Genomic DNA, 18,229 nt, shown 5'->3' with positions numbered 1-18,229 from the left:
CCCCCTCACTGTCCCCCGAGTTGGAACGCCTCGCCCAGAAACGTGCCGGCGCGAGACTGGGCTGGGTCACCCACGCCACCGTCTACGTCATCGTGATCAGCGGCCTGGCCCTGCTGGGCGCCCAACAAGGCCGCTTCTGGCCCATCGCGCCGGCGCTGGGCTGGGGTTTTGGTTTGCTCATGCACGGCCTGCGCGTGTTCGCCATCGGCCAAGGCTCGGCCCTGCGCGAGCGTCTGGTGCAGAAGGAGCGCGAGCGCCTGCAAGCCTCGGCCGCCCATCGCTGAGCGCCTCACCGGGCACCACCACCATGAGCCCCCACCTCCTGCGTTCGCCCCGCCGGGCCCTGCAGGCCCTCATCACCGCGCTGCCCCTGGCCGCCACCGGCCTCGCGCAAGCGCAGGTCGGCATGAGCGAGTGGCGCGTCGGCGCCCTGCCCGTGACGCTGGTCTACCCGACGCAGGCCGCGTCAAAAATCCAAACCTTCGGTGCCTTCACCATCGACGTCGCGCGCAACGCTGCGCCGCTGAACCAGCGCCAGCGGCTCATCGTCATCTCGCACGGCACCGGCGGCAGCGCCATCGCCGACCACGCGCTCGCCGCCACGCTGGCGCGCGCGGGCTTCGTGGTGGCGCAGCCTCTGCACGTGGGCGACAACTACAAAGACACCCGAGACGCAGGCCCCGTGGCGTTCGAGCGCCGCCCGCGCGAGGTGACGCAGGTGATCGACGCGCTGGCGAAAGACCCGCTGTGGTCCGCGCGGCTGGACCTCTCGCGCGTGGGCGTGCACGGCATGTCGGCGGGCGGCGTGACCGGCATCTCGCTGGCCGGTGGCCAGTGGCGCACGATCAACCTCGCACGACACTGCAACCGGCATGCGAAGGACGACGCATCCTTCTGCTACCAGGGCGCGAAGGACGGCGCGGCGCGCGCCGAGCGCCAGGCCAACCACGACCGGGCCCGCTACGTGCCCGATTTTTTCCTGCCTACCGACCTGACCACCCCGCGCGGCGGAGGCACACCCACGCAAGACAGCGCCGATCCCCGGCCCGATCCGCGCGTCGCCGCCGTCACGCTGGCCGTGCCGCTGGCCGCCATCTTCAGCGCCGAGAGCCTGGCGCGCATCCGCATCCCGGTGGGCGTGGTGAGCGCCCAGCGCGACGAGGTGCTGGTGCCCCGCTTCCACTCGACCCACTTGCTCGCGAACTGCAAACGCTGCACGCTGCTCGCCGACCTGCCCGGCGCGGGCCACTTCGACGTGTTGTGGCCCTGGCCCGAATCGGTGGCCCGAGAGGTGGCGGCCCTGCAGGTGCGCGGCGGAATGCCAGTGCCCGGCTTCGATGCGCGGCAGCGTGAAATGGCCCATGCAAAAATCGCCAGCTTCCACCGCCAGCACCTCATCGCCACCCCATGACCCGATCCGCCTCCGACCTGCTCCTGCGCTGGCTGCCCCCGACCACCCGCGCCGGTGTGCTGCGCCGAGGGCTGGTGGTCTGGGGCGTGGCGCCGCTGATTGCCCTCTTCCTCTGGATATCGAGCCCTCAGTCGCACCAGCTCGACCGTTCGCTGGTGTACACCTTCGCCATCAGCACCTCGATCTGGTTGCTCTGCGACCCGGTGCGCATCGCGCTGCATCGCTGGCTGAACACCCAGCCTCCGCACTACTGGGCCTGGTCGGCCCGCACCATGGTGTACATGCCGGCATGCATGCTGCTGGGCTACGCGGCGGGCACGGCGGTGGGCGACGCCTATGCCGGCCATTCCACCTGGGAGCTTTTCAGGCTCTCGCCACAGCGCTTCTGGGGTTTCTGGCTGTCTTCGCTGGGCGTGAGTTTCGCCTTCCTCTTCTACTTCCAGCAACGCGAGCGCGCGCTGGACATGCACAAACAGGCCACCGAAGCGCGGCTCAAGCTGCTGGAAACACAGCTGGAACCGCACATGCTGTTCAACACGCTGGCCAACCTGCGCGCACTGATCGCCACCGACCCGCCGCGCGCGATCCACATGCTCGACCGGCTCAACGACTACCTGCGCGCCACGCTCAAGGCCTCGCGCACCGATGCGGTGAGCGGTGGCCACACGCTGGCCGACGAATTCGCCCGCCTGCGCGACTACCTGGAGCTGATGGCCGTGCGCATGGGACCGCGCCTGGCCTACACCTTGCAGCTGCCCGACGACCTGCAACGCCACCCGCTGCCGCCGCTGCTCTTGCAGCCGCTGGTGGAGAACGCGATCCGCCACGGGCTGGAGCCCAAGCTCGACGGCGGCAGCATCACCGTCACCGCGCGCCGCGAAGGCGCCCACCGTCTGCTGATCGAGGTGCGGGACACCGGCGTCGGCATGCACACCGGCGCACCGGCACAGGCCAGCAACATTGACCAGGGCAGCGGCTTCGGCATCGCGCAGGTGCGCGAGCGAGTGGCCAGTCTGCACGGGGGCGCGGGACGCGTCGAACTGAGCAGCCAGGTCGGCGAGGGCACGACCGTCCGCCTGCACCTGCCGCTGACCCAGCGCTCAGAGGAAGCCGCATGAACGCCACAGCCCTGATCGCCGAAGACGAACCCTTGCTCGCCGCCGCGCTGCAGGCCGAGCTCGCCGCTGCCTGGCCCGAGCTGAGGGTGATCGCCACCGTGGGCCACGGCGCCGCCGCCGTGGCGCAGGGTCTGGCGCTGAGGCCCGACGTGCTGTTCCTGGACATCCGTATGCCGGGGCAGAGTGGGCTGGAAGCCGCCGCCGAGCTGGCGGACGAGTGGCCCGCCGACATCCCGTTTCCCGCCATCGTGTTCGTCACCGCCTACGACCAGTACGCCGTCCAGGCCTTCGAGGCGCAGGCGGTGGACTACCTGCTCAAGCCCGTGCAGCCCGAGCGCCTGGCGCGCACGGTGCAGCGCGTGCAGCAGGTGCTGGCGCAGCGCAACCCCGCCGACCGGGCCGCGCCGCTCGAACACACGCTGACCCAGCTGCGCGCCCTGCTCGCACCCGCCGCGGCGGCCACGCCCAGCGAGCCCCTGCGCGTGATCCAGGCCAGCGTGGGCCAGCAGATCCGGCTGGTGCCCATTGAAGAGGTGCTGGTGTTCGAGGCCGCCGACAAATACGTGCGCGTGCTCACCGCCAGCGAAGAGTTGCTGATCCGCACCCCGCTCAAAGAACTCATTCCCCAGCTCGACGCCAGTCTGTTCTGGCAGGTGCATCGCGGCACCGTGGTGCGCGCCACCGCCATCCACAGCGTGCACCGCGACGAAGCGGGCAAGCTCAGCCTGGACCTGCGCGGCCTGAACCAACGCCTGCCCGTCAGCCGCCTCTACGCCGGGCGTTTCAAGGCGATGTGAGAGTGGCACGGCGCCGGTAGCGCGCCGGGGTTTCACCCACCCTGGCGGCGAACAGGCGCGAGAAGGTCGGCACGTCGCCATAGCCCACCGCCTCGGTAACGCGGGCCAGGCTCCAGCGGGTCTCCCTGAGCAACCGCTTGGCCTCTTCCACACGGGCCTGCTGCAGCAACACCAGAGGCGGATTCCCGCTCTCGGCCTTCACCCGGCGCAGCAGGGTGCGCGGGCTGACGTGGAACGCCCGCGCCAAGCGCGCCAGATCGTAGGGTTCAGCCAGCCGCGTCTGGAGCCACTGTGCCACCGACTGGGCAAACGAGGGCATGGCCGGGGGACGCAGGCTGGCGTCGACATAAGGCGCCTGCGAGGCGCGGCCATCGGACAGCAGGGCGATCCGGGCCGTGGCCGCCGCTACCCGGGCACCAAGTGTGCGCCGCACCAGCAGGAGTGCCAGATCGAACACCGAGCTCACCGCTCCGGTGGTGAGCTCGGCGCCATCCTCCACCAGCACCGCATCCGGCACCAGCCGGACCTGCGGATGGCGCTGCGCCAACTGCGGAGCGCACAGCCAAGCCGTGGTCGCCCGGCGGCCATCGAGCAGCCCCGCCTGCGCCAGCAGGAACGCGCCCACGCACACGCCCGCTACCGCACCGCCTCTGGCAAAGGTCTTGCGTATGAACGCCAGCTCCCGCTGCAGCGGCGCCAGCCGCGCCTCCCAATCGTCGAGTCGGTCGATGTCCAGCCCTGGCACGATCAGCACATCAATGGCCGCTGCGGGCTGTTGGACCGACAGGACCAGCCCACCCGCCATGGTCACATGGCGCCCACGCAACCCCACCACCTGCAGCTCCAGCCGCATGGCCGGCGGGGTGCGCTGCGCGCGTGCCAGATGGCCCGCCAAGCGCAACACGTCGACCACCGCAAAAACCTCTGCCCCCACGCAACCGGGGTAGGCCAGGATCGCGATGCGCAGGGTGCGGGATACAGGTGCCGGTGGCATGGAACGGAACGGTTTTTCAGGGAAAACGGGTTTTGGCGGAATCACCACACAACATGGCGATCCCGCCATGGTAACAATCAGAGGACCGGTTCCACAATGGACGCACTGTCCAAAGGAATCCACCATGCGCATCACCCAACTCCGCAATGCCACCCTGGTCCTGCACCTGGGCGAACGCCATGTGTTGGTCGACCCCATGCTGGCCCCACGCGGCGCCCTGCCCCCACTGCGTTTGCTCGATGGCGTGCGCGAACGCAACCCCACGGTGGCGCTGCCCGCCGAAGCCGACAGCGTCCTGGACCAAGTGACCCACTGCCTGATCACGCATTGCCAGAAGGGCCACTTCGACCACCTGGACGCCGTCGGCAAGCGCTGGCTGCGCGAGCGTCGGATTCCCGTCATCTGCACCCCACACGATGCACCATATCTGCGCCAACGCGGCCTGCGGGTGGAGGCCCTGCCCGAGGGACACGCCGAAGGCGTGCCCTTTTTTGAAGGCAGCATCCGCACGGTGCGCTGCACCCACGGCCACGGTCTGGTGGGTCGGTTCATGGAGCACGGTGTGGGCTACCACATCACCCTGCCCGGCGAGCCCTCGCTGTACCTGGCAGGCGACACCGTGCTCACCCCCGAGGTCGAAACTTTCGTGCAACAGCGGCAGCCCCGGATCTGCGTGGTGCCGGGTGGCGGTGCGCGCTTCGATGTGGGCGGCGACATCATCATGGGCCTGGAACAGGTGGTGGCCTTTGCCCGCTTGGCCCAGGGCACGGTGGTGGTCAACCATCTCGAAGCCATCAGCCACTGCCCCGTCACACGCTCGCAGCTGCGCGCGGCGGCCAACCACGCCGGGCTGGGCGCACGCCTGTGCACACCCGCCGACGGCGAGACGTTGGACTTCGGCGTCGCCTAGAAACTGCCCGTGAACTGGTACCGCGACGCCGGGTGCCACATCGCCGCCACCGACGCCACGCGGCCCATGGACTGTGTCTGCCGGCGCAGCACCAAGCAAGGCTCGCCCACCGGCATGCCCAGCATCTCGCCCACCCAGGGCGGGGGCTGGCAGGCCTCGATGGCGAACTTCACACCCTCCAGCGGGGCGACCCGCATCAGGTAGGCGTTGGGGGTCTGGGTGGCGAAGTCCTGCGCCAGGTAATCGGGCGCCACCGACGGGTTGACGTAGCGGTCTTCCACCTGGATCGGCTGGCCGTTTTCAAAGTGCACCACCACCGAGTGGAACAGCGCCTGCGCGGCCGGCACCCCGAACTGCCGCCCCAGCGCCTCGCCGGCCTTGATGCGCTCCAGCTTGTGCAGCTCGCTGCGGTGCACGTGGCCGCGCGCGGCGATCTCTTCGGCGATGTTGCGGATGTCGACCAGCGTGGCCTGGTACTTCTGCTGCGCCACGTAGGTGCCCGAGCCCTGCACCCGCTCCACGATCTGCTCGTCGCTCAGCTCGCGGATCGCGCGGTTCACCGTCATGCGCGACACCCCGAACTCGCGCGCCATCGCCTCTTCACCGGGAATCGCGTCGCCCTCTTTCCAGACACCGCCCTGGATCTGCGCCAGCACATGGCGCTTCACCCGCAGGTAGGCCGGCAGGTGCGCAGCAGGGTCGGGGGTTGTGGGTGATGCGGCGTTCATGTCGATGTAACCGGTATTGACAGCTTTCATTATCTGTCGATAATTTGTATATACATTTAAAAATCAAACATCCGATCCTGATCAGACATCCACACCAAGGAGACACGCCATGAGCGACCTGAACGACCCCCGCCTCGACCCCACCCGCGTCATCCGCGCGCCTCGCGGCAACACTTTGACCTGCAAGAACTGGATCGCCGAGGCCGCCTACCGCATGATCCAGAACAACCTCGACCCCGAGGTCGCCGAGAACCCGCAGCACCTCGTGGTCTACGGCGGCATCGGCCGCGCCGCGCGCGACTGGGCCTGCTTCGACCAGATCCTCGCGTCGCTCAAAGACCTGAACGACGACGAGACCCTGCTGGTGCAGTCGGGCAAGCCGGTCGGCGTGTTCAAGACCCACAGCAACGCCCCTCGCGTGCTGATCGCCAACAGCAACCTGGTGCCCAAGTGGGCCAACTGGGAACACTTCAACGAACTCGACCGCAAGGGCCTGTTCATGTACGGCCAGATGACCGCCGGCAGCTGGATCTACATTGGCAGCCAGGGCATCGTGCAGGGCACGTTTGAAACCTTCGTCGAGGCCGGCAAGCAGCACTACAAAAATGATTTTTCCGGCCGCTGGATCCTGACCGCCGGGCTCGGTGGCATGGGCGGCGCGCAGCCGCTGGCGGCCACGCTGGCCGGCGCCTGCTCGCTCAACATCGAATGCCAGCAGAGCAGCATCGACTTCCGCCTGCGCACGCGCTACGTGGACAAGCAGGCGCGCGACATCGACCACGCGCTCGAACTCATCAAAGAACACACAGCGAAGAAGGAAGCCGTCTCCATCGCCCTGCTGGGCAACGCCGCCGAAGTGCTGCCCGAGCTGGTGAAACGCGTGAAATCGGGCGGGGCCGGCGCCATCAAACCCGACCTCGTCACCGACCAGACCTCGGCGCACGACCTCATCAACGGCTACCTGCCGGTGGGCTGGAGCGTGGCGCAGTGGAAGGCCGCGCAGAAGGATCCGGCGCAGCACAAGCGGCTGACAGAAGAAGCCGCCCAGGGTTGCGCGGTGCACGTGCAGGCCATGCTCGATTTCCAGGCCATGGGCATCCCCACGGTGGACTACGGCAACAACATCCGCCAGGTCGCGTTCGACCAGGGCGTGAAGAACGCGTTTGATTTCCCCGGCTTCGTGCCCGCCTACATCCGTCCCATGTTCTGCGAGGGCAAGGGTCCGTTCCGCTGGGTCGCGCTCTCGGGCGACCCGGAAGACATCTACAAGACCGACGCCAAGATCAAGGAGCTGTTCCCCGACAACAAGCACACCCACCGCTGGCTCGACATGGCGCGCGAGCGCATTGCCTTCCAGGGCCTGCCGGCCCGCATCTGCTGGCTCGGCCTGGGCGAGCGCCACATCGCCGGCCTGGCCTTCAACGAGATGGTGAAAAGCGGCGAGCTGAAGGCCCCGATCGTGATCGGCCGCGACCACCTGGACACCGGCTCGGTCGCCAGCCCCAACCGCGAAACCGAGGCCATGAAGGACGGCACCGACGCCGTGAGCGACTGGCCGTTGCTCAACGCCCTGCTCAACACCGCCGGCGGCGCCAGCTGGGTCAGCCTGCACCACGGTGGTGGTGTGGGCATGGGTTACTCGCAACACTCGGGCATGGTGATCGTGGCCGACGGCACCGACGCTGCGGCCGAGCGCCTGGCGCGTGTGCTGGTCAACGATTGCGGCTCGGGCGTGATGCGCCATGCGGATGCGGGTTATGAGCTGGCGATTGCGACCGCGAAAAAGCAAGGCCTGAAACTCCCGATGGTGGCCTGAGCCCAACAACAAGACACTCACAACATGACCCACACCCTCACCCTGCAACCCGGCCAGATGACCCTGGCCGACCTGCGCACCGTCTGGCAACAGGCCGTGCGCGTTCAACTCAGCGACGACGCACAAGCGGGCATCGCGGCCTCGGCCGCGGCCATCCACGCCATCGTTCAAAAAGGCGACGCGGCCTACGGCATCAACACCGGCTTCGGCAAGCTCGCCAAGACGCGCATCCCCGACGACCAGCTGGAGCTGCTGCAGCGCAACCTGATCCTGTCGCACTCGGTAGGCACCGGCGAACCCATGAGCGACGCCACCGTGCGCCTCGTGGTGCTGATGAAGGCAGCGAGCCTTGCGCGCGGGTACTCGGGTGTGCGCCCCGTCGTCATCAACACCCTGCTCGCCCTGCTCAACGCCGGCATCACGCCGCGCATCCCGGTCAAGGGCTCGGTCGGCGCCTCGGGCGACCTCGCGCCGCTCTCGCACATGACGCTGGCGCTGATGGGCGAAGGCGAGGTGCGCATGAACGGCGAGTGGGTGCCCGCTGCTGCGGCGCTGAAAGCCGCCGGCATTGCCCCGCTCACGCTCGCGGCCAAAGAAGGCCTGGCGCTGATCAACGGCACCCAGGTCTCCACCGCGCTCGCGCTGCACGGCCTCTTCATGGCCGAGCGCCTGCTCGAAGCCGGCACGGTGACCGGCGCGCTCAGCGTGGACGCCGCGAAGGGCAGCGATGCGCCGTTTGACCCGCGCATCCACGCCGTGCGCGGCCAGCCCGGCCAGATCGCCGTGGCGGCCGCCACGCGCGCCCTGCTCGCGGGCAGCCAGATCCGCCTCTCGCACCTCGACAACGACGAGCGCGTGCAAGACCCCTACAGCCTGCGCTGCCAGCCGCAGGTCATGGGCGCCTGCCGCGACCTCATCAACAACGCCGCGCGCACCCTGCTCACCGAAGCCAACGCCGTCACCGACAACCCGCTGGTGTTCACCGACACCAACGAGGTGCTCTCGGGCGGCAACTTCCACGCCGAGCCCGTGGCCTTCGCGGCCGACACGCTGGCCCTGGCCATCGCCGAGATCGGCGCGATCTCCGAGCGCCGCATCGCGCTGCTGATCGACAGCACGCTCTCGGGCCTGCCGCCCTTCCTGGTGGACAACCCGGGCCTCAACAGCGGCTTCATGATCGCCCACGTCACGGCCGCCGCGCTGGCCTCGGAGAACAAGTCGCACGCGCACCCCGCCAGCGTGGACAGCCTGCCCACCAGCGCCAACCAAGAAGACCATGTGAGCATGGCCACCTACGCCGGGCGCCGCCTGGCCGAGATGGCCGACAACACCGCCACCATCCTCGGCATCGAGTGGCTGGCCGCCGCGCAGGGCGTGGACTTCCACCGCCCGCTCGCCACCTCGCCGCGCCTGGCCCAGGTGCATGCGGCGTTGCGCGCCGAGGTGCCGTTCTACGACAAGGACCGGCTCTTCGCGCCCGACATCGAGGCTGCCCGCCGGCTGGTGCTGGAAGGTGCGGCCGGTGCCGCGCACCAGGACCTGTTCGCTTCTGTTTGGGCGAACTGATCGCGCCATGACCACCGCGCGCAGCATCACCGTCGACAGCGCCCCGGCCACGCCGTGGCGCAATGGCGGTGGGGTCACGCGCGAGCTGCTGACCTGGCCCGACGCCACAGACTGGCGGCTGCGCATCAGCGTGGCCGACATCGCCGCCGACGGCCCGTTCTCGGCCTTCCCCGGTGTGCGGCGCTGGTTCGTTCTGCTCTCGGGTGAGGGCGTGGTGCTGGACTTCGCCGACCGCTCGCTGACACTGCGCCCCGGCGATGCACCGCTGGCCTTCGACGGCGCTGCGGCGCCCGGCTGCCAACTGCCCGGCGGCCCGGTGCGCGACCTCAACCTCATGCTTCGCGGCGGCACGGGCGGCATGGCCGCCGTGTCGCCCGGCGCCGCCTGGTCAGCACCCGCCGGTGCCCAGGCCGGCCTGTTCGCGCGCGTGGCCGGCAACTGGCGCAGCGGCGACGAACAACGTACCTTGCCCGCCCTCAGCCTGCTCTGGTTCGATGCACCGCCGCCAGGCGACTGGCACTTCGAACCCGATGTCCCCGTATCGGTTTTACACAGCACCGGAGCGACACCCGAACCGCATGAAACACCGCCACCCAGGGGCACCGCCGGGCTGGCTTTGCCAGACGGCCAGTGCCGCCCCCCGGAGGGGGGTGCCGCGAAGCGGCGCGGGGGGTGTTTCACCTCCGGCTGGTGGCTGCACCACATTCCCGAAGGCGAGACCCCATGACCACCACCACCCTCTGGCACAACGCCCGCCTCGCCACGCTCGACCCCGCCCAAGGCACCGACGGCTGGGGCCTGATCGAGGACGGCGCCCTGCTCACCGACGGCGACCAGATCGCCTGGGTCGGCCCGAACCGCGCCCTTCCTTCACATGCCCATCCAGCGCACGAAGTCGACCTCGGCGGCGCGCTGATCACGCCCGGCCTGGTGGACTGCCACACCCACCTGGTCTACGGCGGTCAACGCGCGGCCGAGTTCGAGCAGCGCCTGAACGGCGCGAGCTACGAAGCGATTGCACGCGCGGGCGGCGGCATCCGCTCCACCGTCGCCGCCACCCGCGCCGCCAGCGAAGATGCCCTGCTCGCCAGCACCATGCAACGCGCAAAAAGCCTCATGGCCGAAGGCGTGACCACGCTGGAGATCAAGTCGGGCTACGGCCTCTCGCTGGAGGCCGAAGCGCGCTGCCTGCGCGTCGCGCGCCACCTGGGCGAGTGCCGCCGGCTGACGGTGAAAACCACCTTCCTTGGCGCCCACGCCCTGCCGCCCGAATTCGACGGTCGGCCCGACGACTACATCACCGCCGTCTGCGCCTGGCTGCCCGAGCTGCACGCCCAGGGCCTGGTGGACGCGGTCGATGCCTTCTGCGAACACATCGGCTTCTCCCCGGCCCAGACGCGCCGCGTTTTCGAAGCCGCCAAAGCCCTCGGCCTGCCCGTCAAGCTGCACGCTGAACAACTCTCCGACCAGGGCGGCGCCGCGCTCGCGGCCTCGTTCGGCGCGCTCTCGTGCGACCACCTCGAACACCTGAGCGATGCCGGCATCGCGGCCATGAAAGCGGCCGGCACCGTGGCCGTGCTGCTGCCCGGCGCGTACTACTTTCTGCGCGAAACGAAGCTGCCACCCATCGCGGCGCTGCGCGCGGCCGGCGTGCCCATGGCCGTGTCCACCGACCACAACCCCGGCACCTCGCCGGGCCTGTCGCTGCTGCTCATGGCGAGCATGGCCTGCACCCTGTTCCGGCTCACGCCGCTCGAAGCGGTGCAGGGCATCACGCTGCACGCCGCGCGCGCGCTCGGCCTGAGCGACCGTGGCCAGCTCGCCGCCGGCCAGCGCGCCGACTTCGTGGCCTGGGACCTCGACCACCCGAACGAACTGGCCTACTGGTTTGGCCGCAACCCCTGCCGCCGCGTGATCGCGGCAGGACTGGAGCGCACATGAATCCGAACCCACCTTTTGAATGGCGCGGCCGCATCGACGCCGAAGAAACCGGTGTCAGCACCCGCTGGCACCAGCACGTGCGGCCCGCCACTGAAGACAGCCAAGGCGGTGTCACGCTGATCGGCTTCGCAGTCGACGAAGGCGTGCGCCGCAACGCCGGCCGCACCGGTGCGGCCCTCGGCCCGCAGGCGCTGCGCGGAGCGCTAGCCAACCTGCCGGTGCTCGGCGAACCGGCGCTCTGGGACGCGGGCGATGTGAGTTGCAAAGACGGCGCGCTCGAAACCGCGCAGGCGCAACTGGGCGAGCGCGTGGCCGACGCCATGGAGCGCGGCAGCCTGCCGCTGGTGCTCGGTGGTGGCCACGAAATGGCCTGGGGAACCTTCCAGGGCATCGTGCAAGCGCGGCCCGACGCCAGCCGCCTGCTCGTGATCAACCTCGACGCACACTTTGATTTGCGCGTGGCCGCCCAGGCCAACTCCGGCACACCGTTCCGCCAGATGCACGACTGGTGCACCGAGCACGACCAGGCCTTCAACTACCGCGTCTTCGGCATCAGCCGCTTCGCCAACACCCAGGCCCTGTTTGACCGAGCCCACGCCATGGGCGTGCGCTACTGGCTCGACGACAGCCTGCAGGATGCCGCCGGCCTGCGCGACGCGCAGCAGGCGCTGGCCACCGACCTCGCACGCTGTGACGCGGTGTACCTCACGGTGTGTCTGGATGTGCTGCCCGGTGCGCAAGCCTCGGGGGTGTCGGCGCCGGCACCGCTGGGCGTGCCGCTCGCACATGTGGAGCGGCTGATCGATCAGGTGCTGGCTTCGGGCCGCGTGGTGGCGGCCGATATCGCCGAACTCAACCCCTCGCTCGACCGCGACGGTCTCACCGCCCGGGTGGCTGCGCGGCTGGCGGCCCGGATGGCACGCGGCCGCCATTGAGGCGGCCGGCGGCTGCTCGATGAATGTCGGAGGCTCAGCGCAAGGCGCTCAGCCTCCAAGCGTGTCAGTCGTGGCCTCGACCACGGCCACGGCGGTCGTCGTCATCACGGTCATGGCGGTCCCAGCGGTCGTCCCGATCATGGCGATCATGGCGGTCCCAGCGGCCGTGTCCACGCCCTGGGTGCTCGCGCCAGCGTGGCGGGTAGGCGTAACCGCTCTGCACGACCACGGGTTGCGGGTAGTAATAGGCCGGCGGCTGTTGAATCACCACCGGGCGGGGGCGGTAATAGACTGGCGGTGGCTGGTGCACCACCACGGGTTGCTGGTAGTAGTAAGACGGCGGCTGGTGAACCACCACGGGCGCATTGGAAGCGCCGATGGTCACGCCGGGGCCGTTCACACCAACCGACCAGAAAACGTCGCGAGCGTGGGCCTGGCTCATGCCGGCCGTGAGCGCCCATGCGCCCGCTGCCAGGCTCACGAGGGCCAAGCCGCGTGCCAGAGGCGAGGTGCGAGAGAAGCTCGGAAGAAGGGCAGTCATCGTGGGTCTCCTTGTTGCGGTGCCGGGATTCAGGCGCCATGGGTAGATTAAAGACACTTTCCCGGTAACCTGTACCCCACGCTTCGTCAAACTCGTAGCCATTCGTAACAAGCCCATGCCCCTTTCCGTGACCCCGCTCCCACCCAACCTGCACCCTCAGGACGTGCTCGATTTCTGGTTGGGTGACGGCATGACCCGCGACTGGCCTTCCGACAACCGAAACGACCTCTGGTTCGGTGGCGGTGCCGAGCAGGACGCCCTGATCCGCGAGCGCTTCGGCGCGCTGGTGGAGCACGCCCTCGACGGTGGGCTGATCGACTGGGAAGCACCGCTTCATGATCGTCTGGCGCTGGTGTTGCTACTCGACCAGTTCACCCGCAATGTGCACCGGGGCCAGCCACGGGCCTTTGCGGGTGACGGGCGGGCTCAGCGCCTGGTGATGCACACCCTGGCGCTGGGTCAGGACACCGGGTTGCCCTGCGCAGCCCGGGTGTTTCTCTACATGCCGCTGATGCACGCCGAAAGCCAGGCGCTGCAAGACGAGTGCGTGCTGCGATTTGAAAAACTGCGCAGAACCAGCCCGCCCGAGCTTCAGGCCACGCTGAGCAGCAACCTGCGCTTTGCTGAACAGCACAACGACATCATTCAGCGCTTTGGCCGTTTCCCGCACCGCAATGCCGCCCTAGGCCGGGTCAACACGCCCGAAGAAGCGGCTTTTCTGACCGACGGCCCGCGCTTCGGCCAGTGACCGGGCGGGAATCGGATTCGTGGGACCGTTGAATCAGCGGCCCAGCAGGTACATCAACCCCGCGCCCACCGCCGCCGCCAGCAGCAGGGCCACCGCCAGCATCAGCTTGCCGCCGCCCGCGGGCTCGCTGAGGTCTTCGAGCGGCTCGGCGGCCCAGTGGGGTTCGTCCTGGGTGGGCTGAAAGGCGTGTTCTGGCGCGACCACACCGCGCCGCAGCGGGCTGCCCGGCGCCGCCCAAGCGGCCCAGAGCGTGTGCGCCTGCGCCGGCACGATCGCGCCGCGCGCCACCGCAGCCTCCACGTCGCTCCAGCTCAGCTGCACTTGCACAGAGGGCAGAAACACGTCGTCCATCTGCGTCGACTCCCACTCCGATTGCTCCTCCATCAAGAAGGTGTCCGGGTTGTCCTTGTTCATGACCACGTAACCTTTCTTGTTCAGATTCGGAATTGATTTGAACGATAGCGGAAACTGGCCACCGCTGACACCCCCTCGCCTCCCCCTTGTCGGCTGCTGGTCCGTGAGGGGCGGCATTTCGCACACACAGGGCACTCTGGTGCAGGGGAAACCCTTCTTTCGCTGCCGTCATGCGCGCGCTGCATCCCGCCCGTCAGGCCCGGCATACCGTGGCCCCCGCGCTTTCTAGAATGCGCCATGACCGCCGCGACGCTCCCATCCTCCACCCTGCCCGCCCTGCTGGAGCAGATCCACACCGAAGCCCAGGCCCTCTACGGCCAGGGCCGCGTGGCCGACTACATCCCCGCGCTCGGCGAGGTGGCGCCGCGCCAGTTCGGCATGGCGGTGGCGCTGTGCAACGGCGAGAGCCACACCGTGGGCGACGCGCACACCGCGTTTTCGCTGCAGAGCATCACCAAACTCTTCACCTTCGTGCTGGCCCTCAAGCTGGTGGGCAACGACCTGTGGAAGCGCGTGGGGCGCGAGCCCTCCGGCGCGGCGTTCAACTCCATCGTGCAGCTAGAGACGGAAAACGGCATCCCGCGCAACCCCTTCATCAACGCCGGGGCGCTGGTCATCACCGACATCCTCACCAGCCGCTACGCCCACCTCGACTACGCCCTGCTCGGCGCCCTGCGCCGCCTGGTGGACGACCCTGCGCTCTACTGGAACGCCCGCATCGCCCAGAGCGAGCGCGACACCGCGCACCGCAACATGGCCATGGCCTATTTCATGAAGAGCCACGGCAATTTCCACAACGACCCCGAGCTGGTGCTCGACAACTACTGCCGCCAGTGCGCCACCGAAATGAGCTGCGCCCAGCTCGCGCAGGCCACCATGTTCCTCGCCAATGGCGGGCGCGACCTCGGCCACAACGGCGAAGGCGACGAACAGTTCATGAGCCCCGACGACACCCGCCGCGTCAACGCCCTGCTGCTCACCTGCGGAGCCTACGACGCCGCGGGCGACTTCGCCTACCGCATCGGCCTGCCGGTGAAAACCGGCGTGGGTGGCGGCATCGTGGCGGTGGTGCCCGGCGTGGGCACCGTGGCCGTGTGGTCGCCCGAGCTCGACGCCAAAGGCAACTCGGTGCTCGGCGCGTTCGCGCTGGAGCGGCTGGTGCAGCTCACGGGCTGGGGCCACACCACGCTTTGAAAAGCATTCAGATTTAGGGCCTTCGCCCAACAGAAGGCGAAACAAAGTCTTTGATGTGAATGGATTTTTGTGCCACCATGGCACCAATTTATCTATTCAAAAATCTATTCATGTCAGTCACTCAAAACCCGAGTGAGCACCTGCTCACCGCCCTGCGCCAGCTCGGCGGCCACGCCAGCAGCCCGCAGCTGCAAGAGCGCCTGGGCGTGAGCCAGGCCACCGTCTCCCGCGCGCTCAACGCCCTCGCGGCCACCGGCCAGGTGGTCAAGGTGGGGGCGGCGCGGGCGCAGCGCTACCTGCTGCCGCGCGAGGTGGACAGCGTGGGCCGCCGCGTACCGGTGCACGAGGTGCTGGCCGACGGCGGCGTGCGCCCTTTCGGCACGCTGTTCCCGCTGGCCGGCGGCGGCTTCTGGATGGACGAAGCCCACGGCCGCAGCGCCTTTCACGACAGCCTGCCCTGGTTCATCTACGACATGCGGCCCCAGGGCTTTCTCGGCCGCGGCTTCGCGCAGGCCCACCCCGCGCTGCAACTGCCCGCCACGCTGCAGCACTGGAGCGACGACCACATATTGAAAGCGCTCGTCAACGCGGGCGACGACCTGCCGGGCAACCTGCTCGTGGGCACGCCGGCCTTCGACCGCTTCCTGGCCCACCGGGGCGCCGCGCCGTCGGTGAAGGACGCCGAGGCCGACTACCCGCGCCTCGCGCTCGAAGCCCTGGGCAGCAGCCACGCCGGCTCCAGCGCGGGCGGTGAGCAGCCCAAATTCAGCGCGCTGCGCGACGGCCACCCGGTGCTGGTGAAGTTTTCGCCCGCAGGCGACGCCCGGGCCGACCAGCGCTGGCGCGATCTGTTGATTTGCGAAGCCTTGGCCCTGCACACCCTGGCCGAGGCCGGCGTGCCCGCCGCGCCCACCGAGCTCGTGCTCGCCGCCGGCCGCGTCTTCCTGCAGAGCCGGCGCTTCGACCGCACCCTGCAAGGCCGCGTCGGCATGGTCTCACTCGACGTGTATGACCGCCAGTACATCGGCCAGGGCACCAACTGGGTCGACACCGCGCAGCGCGTCGACATGGCCGGCGCCGACCGCCTCACCCCCGCCGACGTCGACACTCTCTGCCTGCTCGACGCCTACGGCGCCCTCATCGCCAACACCGACCGCCACCACGGCAACATCTCCCTGCTGCTGCAGGCCAACAGCTGGCAGCTCGCGCCCGCCTACGACATGCTGCCCATGCTCTACGCGCCCGTGGCCGGCGAGATCGTCCCCCGCGACTTCGCCGCCAGCCCACCCAGGCCCAGTGTGCAGACCCTCGCCGTCTGGCCCCGGGCGCGCGAGCTGGCACAGCGTTTCTGGCAGACCGCCGCGTCGGACGAGCGCATCAGCGCCGGGTTTCGCGCCACGGCACAGGTGAATCAAGTCACAGTTCAGGGACTTTGAGCGCGCCGCTCAGGCGCGCAGGGCCGCAATCAGCTGTTTGAGCCAGTTCATACCGGAACGGCTTGCTTCAGCACCGCCTGCCGAAAGCTCGCGGGCAGCCCGTTGGGCGTGAGCACATCCACGGGCACGCCCAGCAGTTGCTCCAGCTCCACCTGAATCGCGGCCACGTCCATGAGGCTCGTTTCAGGCGTCGGGTCGATCAGCAGATCCAGATCACTGCCGTCCGTGTCATCACCCGCCACGACCGAGCCGAACACCCGCGCATTGCAAGCGCGGTGCGCCTCGACCACGCGTCGCACGGCGGACCGGTGGGCTTGGAGGGCGGTTGAGGGCTTCATCGGATGCGTCTGTAAAAAGCGAAGTCCATGATAGCGCCGAAGGCGCACACCTAGAATGACCTCCATGAGCTCCAACACCCCCTCCAACGCCCCTAAAAACAACGCCAACGCGACCGCCGCCGAAGGCGAGCACAAGGTCAGCAACTTCCTGCGCCAGATCATCGAAAACGATCTGGAAAAAGGCACCTACAGCCAGCGCCGCTGGGCCGGCACCCCGGGCGACGCCGCGCACCACGCCGCCGGCCAGCCCGACCCGGCCAAGATCCGCACCCGCTTCCCACCCGAGCCCAACGGCTACCTGCACATCGGCCACGCCAAGAGCATCTGCCTCAACTTCGGCCTCGCGCGCGACTACGGCGGCGTGTGCCACATGCGCTTTGACGACACCAACCCCGAGAAGGAAGACACCGAATACGTCAACTCCATCTTGGACGCGGTGCAGTGGCTCGGCTTCCAGTGGGAGGCCAACGGCCAGAGCCACCTGTTCCAGGCCAGCGACTATTTCGACTTCATGTACCGCGCGGCGGAATACCTGATCGAAGCCGGCCACGCCTATGTGGACGAACAGACCGGCGAGCAGATGCGCGCCGCGCGCGGCGACTTCGGCAAACCCGGCGTGGACAGCCCCTTCCGCAGCCGCACGCCCGAGCAGAACCTGGCCCGCTTCCGCGAAATGCGCGACGGCGCGCACGAAGACGGCTCCATGGTGCTGCGCGCCACGATCGACATGGCCTCGCCCAACATCAACCTGCGCGACCCGGCCATCTACCGCATCCGCCGCGCCACGCACCACAACACCGGCGACACATGGTGCATCTACCCCATGTACACCTTTGCGCACCCCATCGAGGACGCGCTGGAGCAGATCACCCACAGCATCTGCACGCTGGAGTTTGAAGACCAGCGCCCGTTTTACGACTGGCTGATGGACCGCCTGTGCGAAGGCGGCCTGCTAGCCCACCCCGCGCCGCACCAGTACGAATTTGCCCGCCTCAACCTCACCTATGTGATCACCAGCAAGCGCAAGCTCGCGCAGCTGGTGTACGACCACAAGGTCAGCGGCTGGGACGACCCGCGCATGCCCACCATCGTCGGCCTGCGCCGCCGCGGCTACACGCCCGAGAGCATCCAGCTCTTTGCCGAACGCATCGGCGTCACCAAAAGCGACAGTTGGATCGACTACAGCACGCTCGAAGGCTGCCTGCGCGAAGACCTGGAAAACAAGGCCCACCGCGGCATGGCCGTGCTCGACCCCGTCAAGTTGGTGCTCACCAACTGGGCAGAGGCCTTCGGCGCTGACGATTACACCGAAGACTGCACCCAGCCCGCCCTGCCCCACCAC

The 18,229-nt window shown here is 68.7% G+C and carries 19 protein-coding genes; 14 read left to right on the top strand and 5 right to left on the bottom strand.

Translation table 11 applies throughout. The annotated features are described in order from the left end of the window. Positions 1–8: 8 nt before the first annotated feature. The 4 genes from B0E41_RS24430 to B0E41_RS24415 are packed head-to-tail and all read left to right on the top strand — an operon-like array spanning position 9 to position 3,326. A complete protein-coding gene (locus tag B0E41_RS24430; protein WP_077335420.1) occupies positions 9–284 on the top strand; it encodes a 2TM domain-containing protein in 276 nt (91 codons plus the stop codon). Between the two features lie 23 nt (positions 285–307). Further along, complete coding sequence (locus B0E41_RS24425; protein WP_077335418.1) at positions 308–1,411, top strand: hypothetical protein; 1,104 nt, start codon at positions 308–310, stop codon at positions 1,409–1,411. Next, positions 1,408–2,529 carry a histidine kinase gene (locus B0E41_RS24420; RefSeq protein WP_077335416.1) on the top strand — a complete coding sequence of 374 codons (1,122 nt, stop codon included), beginning with the start codon at positions 1,408–1,410 and terminating at the stop codon, positions 2,527–2,529. Before B0E41_RS24425 ends, B0E41_RS24420 begins: the two co-directional genes overlap by 4 nt. Then, positions 2,526–3,326 carry a LytTR family DNA-binding domain-containing protein gene (locus tag B0E41_RS24415; RefSeq protein ID WP_077335414.1) on the top strand — a complete coding sequence of 267 codons (801 nt, stop codon included), beginning with the start codon at positions 2,526–2,528 and terminating at the stop codon, positions 3,324–3,326. The genes B0E41_RS24420 and B0E41_RS24415 overlap by 4 nt, the downstream gene beginning before the upstream one ends. Here B0E41_RS24415 and B0E41_RS24410 read toward each other — a convergent pair. Next, a complete protein-coding gene (locus B0E41_RS24410) occupies positions 3,313–4,320 on the bottom strand; it encodes a helix-turn-helix domain-containing protein (RefSeq protein ID WP_216350817.1) in 1,008 nt (335 codons plus the stop codon). The genes B0E41_RS24415 and B0E41_RS24410 overlap by 14 nt on opposite strands. 124 nt (positions 4,321–4,444) lie before the next feature. Between B0E41_RS24410 and B0E41_RS24405 the strand changes: the two genes are divergently transcribed. Beyond that, a complete protein-coding gene (locus tag B0E41_RS24405; protein WP_077335412.1) occupies positions 4,445–5,230 on the top strand; it encodes an MBL fold metallo-hydrolase in 786 nt (261 codons plus the stop codon). Here the strand turns inward: B0E41_RS24405 and hutC are convergent. Further along, positions 5,227–5,958, bottom strand: a complete 732-nt coding sequence (hutC, locus tag B0E41_RS24400; protein WP_077335410.1) for a histidine utilization repressor — start codon at positions 5,956–5,958, stop codon at positions 5,227–5,229. The two genes, B0E41_RS24405 and hutC, sit on opposite strands and share 4 nt — an antisense overlap. A 109-nt stretch (positions 5,959–6,067) precedes the next feature. Between hutC and hutU the strand changes: the two genes are divergently transcribed. From hutU to hutG, 5 genes are read left to right on the top strand one after another with little or no spacing between them, the layout of a single operon-like run. Next, the gene (gene hutU / locus B0E41_RS24395; protein WP_077335408.1) at positions 6,068–7,774 is read left to right on the top strand and encodes a urocanate hydratase; all 1,707 of its coding nucleotides are present in this window, start codon (positions 6,068–6,070) and stop codon (positions 7,772–7,774) included. A 24-nt stretch (positions 7,775–7,798) separates the two neighbouring features. Further along, the gene (gene hutH / locus B0E41_RS24390; protein WP_077335406.1) at positions 7,799–9,340 is read left to right on the top strand and encodes a histidine ammonia-lyase; all 1,542 of its coding nucleotides are present in this window, start codon (positions 7,799–7,801) and stop codon (positions 9,338–9,340) included. A gap of 7 nt (positions 9,341–9,347) precedes the next feature. After that, on the top strand, positions 9,348–10,067 hold the full coding sequence (locus B0E41_RS24385) for a HutD family protein (RefSeq protein WP_077335404.1): 720 nt from the start codon (positions 9,348–9,350) through the stop codon (positions 10,065–10,067). Then, a complete protein-coding gene (hutI, locus tag B0E41_RS24380) occupies positions 10,064–11,281 on the top strand; it encodes an imidazolonepropionase (protein ID WP_077335402.1) in 1,218 nt (405 codons plus the stop codon). The genes B0E41_RS24385 and hutI overlap by 4 nt, the downstream gene beginning before the upstream one ends. Next, on the top strand, positions 11,278–12,216 hold the full coding sequence (hutG, locus tag B0E41_RS24375; RefSeq protein ID WP_077335400.1) for a formimidoylglutamase: 939 nt from the start codon (positions 11,278–11,280) through the stop codon (positions 12,214–12,216). The genes hutI and hutG overlap by 4 nt, the downstream gene beginning before the upstream one ends. Positions 12,217–12,280: 64 nt before the next feature. Here hutG and B0E41_RS24370 read toward each other — a convergent pair whose 3' ends face one another. Continuing rightward, complete coding sequence (locus tag B0E41_RS24370) at positions 12,281–12,757, bottom strand: hypothetical protein (RefSeq protein ID WP_077335397.1); 477 nt, start codon at positions 12,755–12,757, stop codon at positions 12,281–12,283. 127 nt (positions 12,758–12,884) lie between these two features. On the opposite strand from B0E41_RS24370, the gene B0E41_RS24365 reads away from it, so the two are divergent. Continuing rightward, the gene (locus tag B0E41_RS24365; RefSeq protein WP_253195148.1) at positions 12,885–13,505 is read left to right on the top strand and encodes a DUF924 family protein; all 621 of its coding nucleotides are present in this window, start codon (positions 12,885–12,887) and stop codon (positions 13,503–13,505) included. Between the two features lie 33 nt (positions 13,506–13,538). On the opposite strand, the gene B0E41_RS24360 is transcribed toward B0E41_RS24365, so the two are convergent. Further along, a complete protein-coding gene (locus B0E41_RS24360) occupies positions 13,539–13,919 on the bottom strand; it encodes a hypothetical protein (RefSeq protein WP_077335393.1) in 381 nt (126 codons plus the stop codon). A 237-nt stretch (positions 13,920–14,156) separates the two neighbouring features. Here B0E41_RS24360 and B0E41_RS24355 point away from each other — a divergent pair, with 237 nt between their 5' ends. Continuing rightward, positions 14,157–15,113 (top strand): glutaminase, encoded by a 957-nt coding sequence (locus B0E41_RS24355; RefSeq protein ID WP_077335391.1) that lies wholly within the window; start codon positions 14,157–14,159, stop codon positions 15,111–15,113. Positions 15,114–15,223: 110 nt separating this feature from the next. Then, complete coding sequence (gene yjjJ / locus B0E41_RS24350; protein WP_077335389.1) at positions 15,224–16,549, top strand: type II toxin-antitoxin system HipA family toxin YjjJ; 1,326 nt, start codon at positions 15,224–15,226, stop codon at positions 16,547–16,549. A 47-nt stretch (positions 16,550–16,596) separates the two neighbouring features. On the opposite strand, the gene B0E41_RS24345 is transcribed toward yjjJ, so the two are convergent. Next, positions 16,597–16,887 carry a nucleotidyltransferase family protein gene (locus tag B0E41_RS24345; RefSeq protein WP_077335387.1) on the bottom strand — a complete coding sequence of 97 codons (291 nt, stop codon included), beginning with the start codon at positions 16,885–16,887 and terminating at the stop codon, positions 16,597–16,599. A 64-nt stretch (positions 16,888–16,951) separates the two neighbouring features. Between B0E41_RS24345 and glnS the strand changes: the two genes are divergently transcribed. Beyond that, a partial coding sequence (gene glnS / locus B0E41_RS24340) for a glutamine--tRNA ligase (RefSeq protein ID WP_077335422.1) occupies positions 16,952–18,229 on the top strand: 1,278 nt, incomplete at its 3' end.

The sequence above is a fragment of the Hydrogenophaga sp. A37 genome (genome assembly GCF_002001205.1).
In the GTDB taxonomy this organism is placed as follows: Bacteria; Pseudomonadota; Gammaproteobacteria; order Burkholderiales; family Burkholderiaceae_C; genus Hydrogenophaga.
This window is presented reverse-complemented; position numbering and strand designations above follow the sequence as displayed.

What these genes read in the sequence shown, in the direction of transcription:
- hutU (WP_077335408.1), top strand. Translation starts at nt 6,068, where the DNA reads ATGAGCGACCTGAACGACCCCCGCCTCGACCCCACCCGCGTCATCCGC.
- hutH (WP_077335406.1), top strand. Translation starts at nt 7,799, where the DNA reads ATGACCCACACCCTCACCCTGCAACCCGGCCAGATGACCCTGGCCGAC.
- hutC (WP_077335410.1), bottom strand. Translation starts at nt 5,958, where the DNA reads ATGAACGCCGCATCACCCACAACCCCCGACCCTGCTGCGCACCTGCCG.
- B0E41_RS24425 (WP_077335418.1), top strand. Translation starts at nt 308, where the DNA reads ATGAGCCCCCACCTCCTGCGTTCGCCCCGCCGGGCCCTGCAGGCCCTC.
- B0E41_RS24355 (WP_077335391.1), top strand. Translation starts at nt 14,157, where the DNA reads ATGACCGCCGCGACGCTCCCATCCTCCACCCTGCCCGCCCTGCTGGAG.
- B0E41_RS24370 (WP_077335397.1), bottom strand. Translation starts at nt 12,757, where the DNA reads ATGACTGCCCTTCTTCCGAGCTTCTCTCGCACCTCGCCTCTGGCACGC.
- hutG (WP_077335400.1), top strand. Translation starts at nt 11,278, where the DNA reads ATGAATCCGAACCCACCTTTTGAATGGCGCGGCCGCATCGACGCCGAA.
- B0E41_RS24420 (WP_077335416.1), top strand. Translation starts at nt 1,408, where the DNA reads ATGACCCGATCCGCCTCCGACCTGCTCCTGCGCTGGCTGCCCCCGACC.
- B0E41_RS24405 (WP_077335412.1), top strand. Translation starts at nt 4,445, where the DNA reads ATGCGCATCACCCAACTCCGCAATGCCACCCTGGTCCTGCACCTGGGC.
- yjjJ (WP_077335389.1), top strand. Translation starts at nt 15,224, where the DNA reads ATGTCAGTCACTCAAAACCCGAGTGAGCACCTGCTCACCGCCCTGCGC.
- hutI (WP_077335402.1), top strand. Translation starts at nt 10,064, where the DNA reads ATGACCACCACCACCCTCTGGCACAACGCCCGCCTCGCCACGCTCGAC.
- B0E41_RS24385 (WP_077335404.1), top strand. Translation starts at nt 9,348, where the DNA reads ATGACCACCGCGCGCAGCATCACCGTCGACAGCGCCCCGGCCACGCCG.
- B0E41_RS24410 (WP_216350817.1), bottom strand. Translation starts at nt 4,320, where the DNA reads ATGCCACCGGCACCTGTATCCCGCACCCTGCGCATCGCGATCCTGGCC.
- B0E41_RS24345 (WP_077335387.1), bottom strand. Translation starts at nt 16,887, where the DNA reads ATGAAGCCCTCAACCGCCCTCCAAGCCCACCGGTCCGCCGTGCGACGC.
- B0E41_RS24415 (WP_077335414.1), top strand. Translation starts at nt 2,526, where the DNA reads ATGAACGCCACAGCCCTGATCGCCGAAGACGAACCCTTGCTCGCCGCC.
- B0E41_RS24360 (WP_077335393.1), bottom strand. Translation starts at nt 13,919, where the DNA reads ATGAACAAGGACAACCCGGACACCTTCTTGATGGAGGAGCAATCGGAG.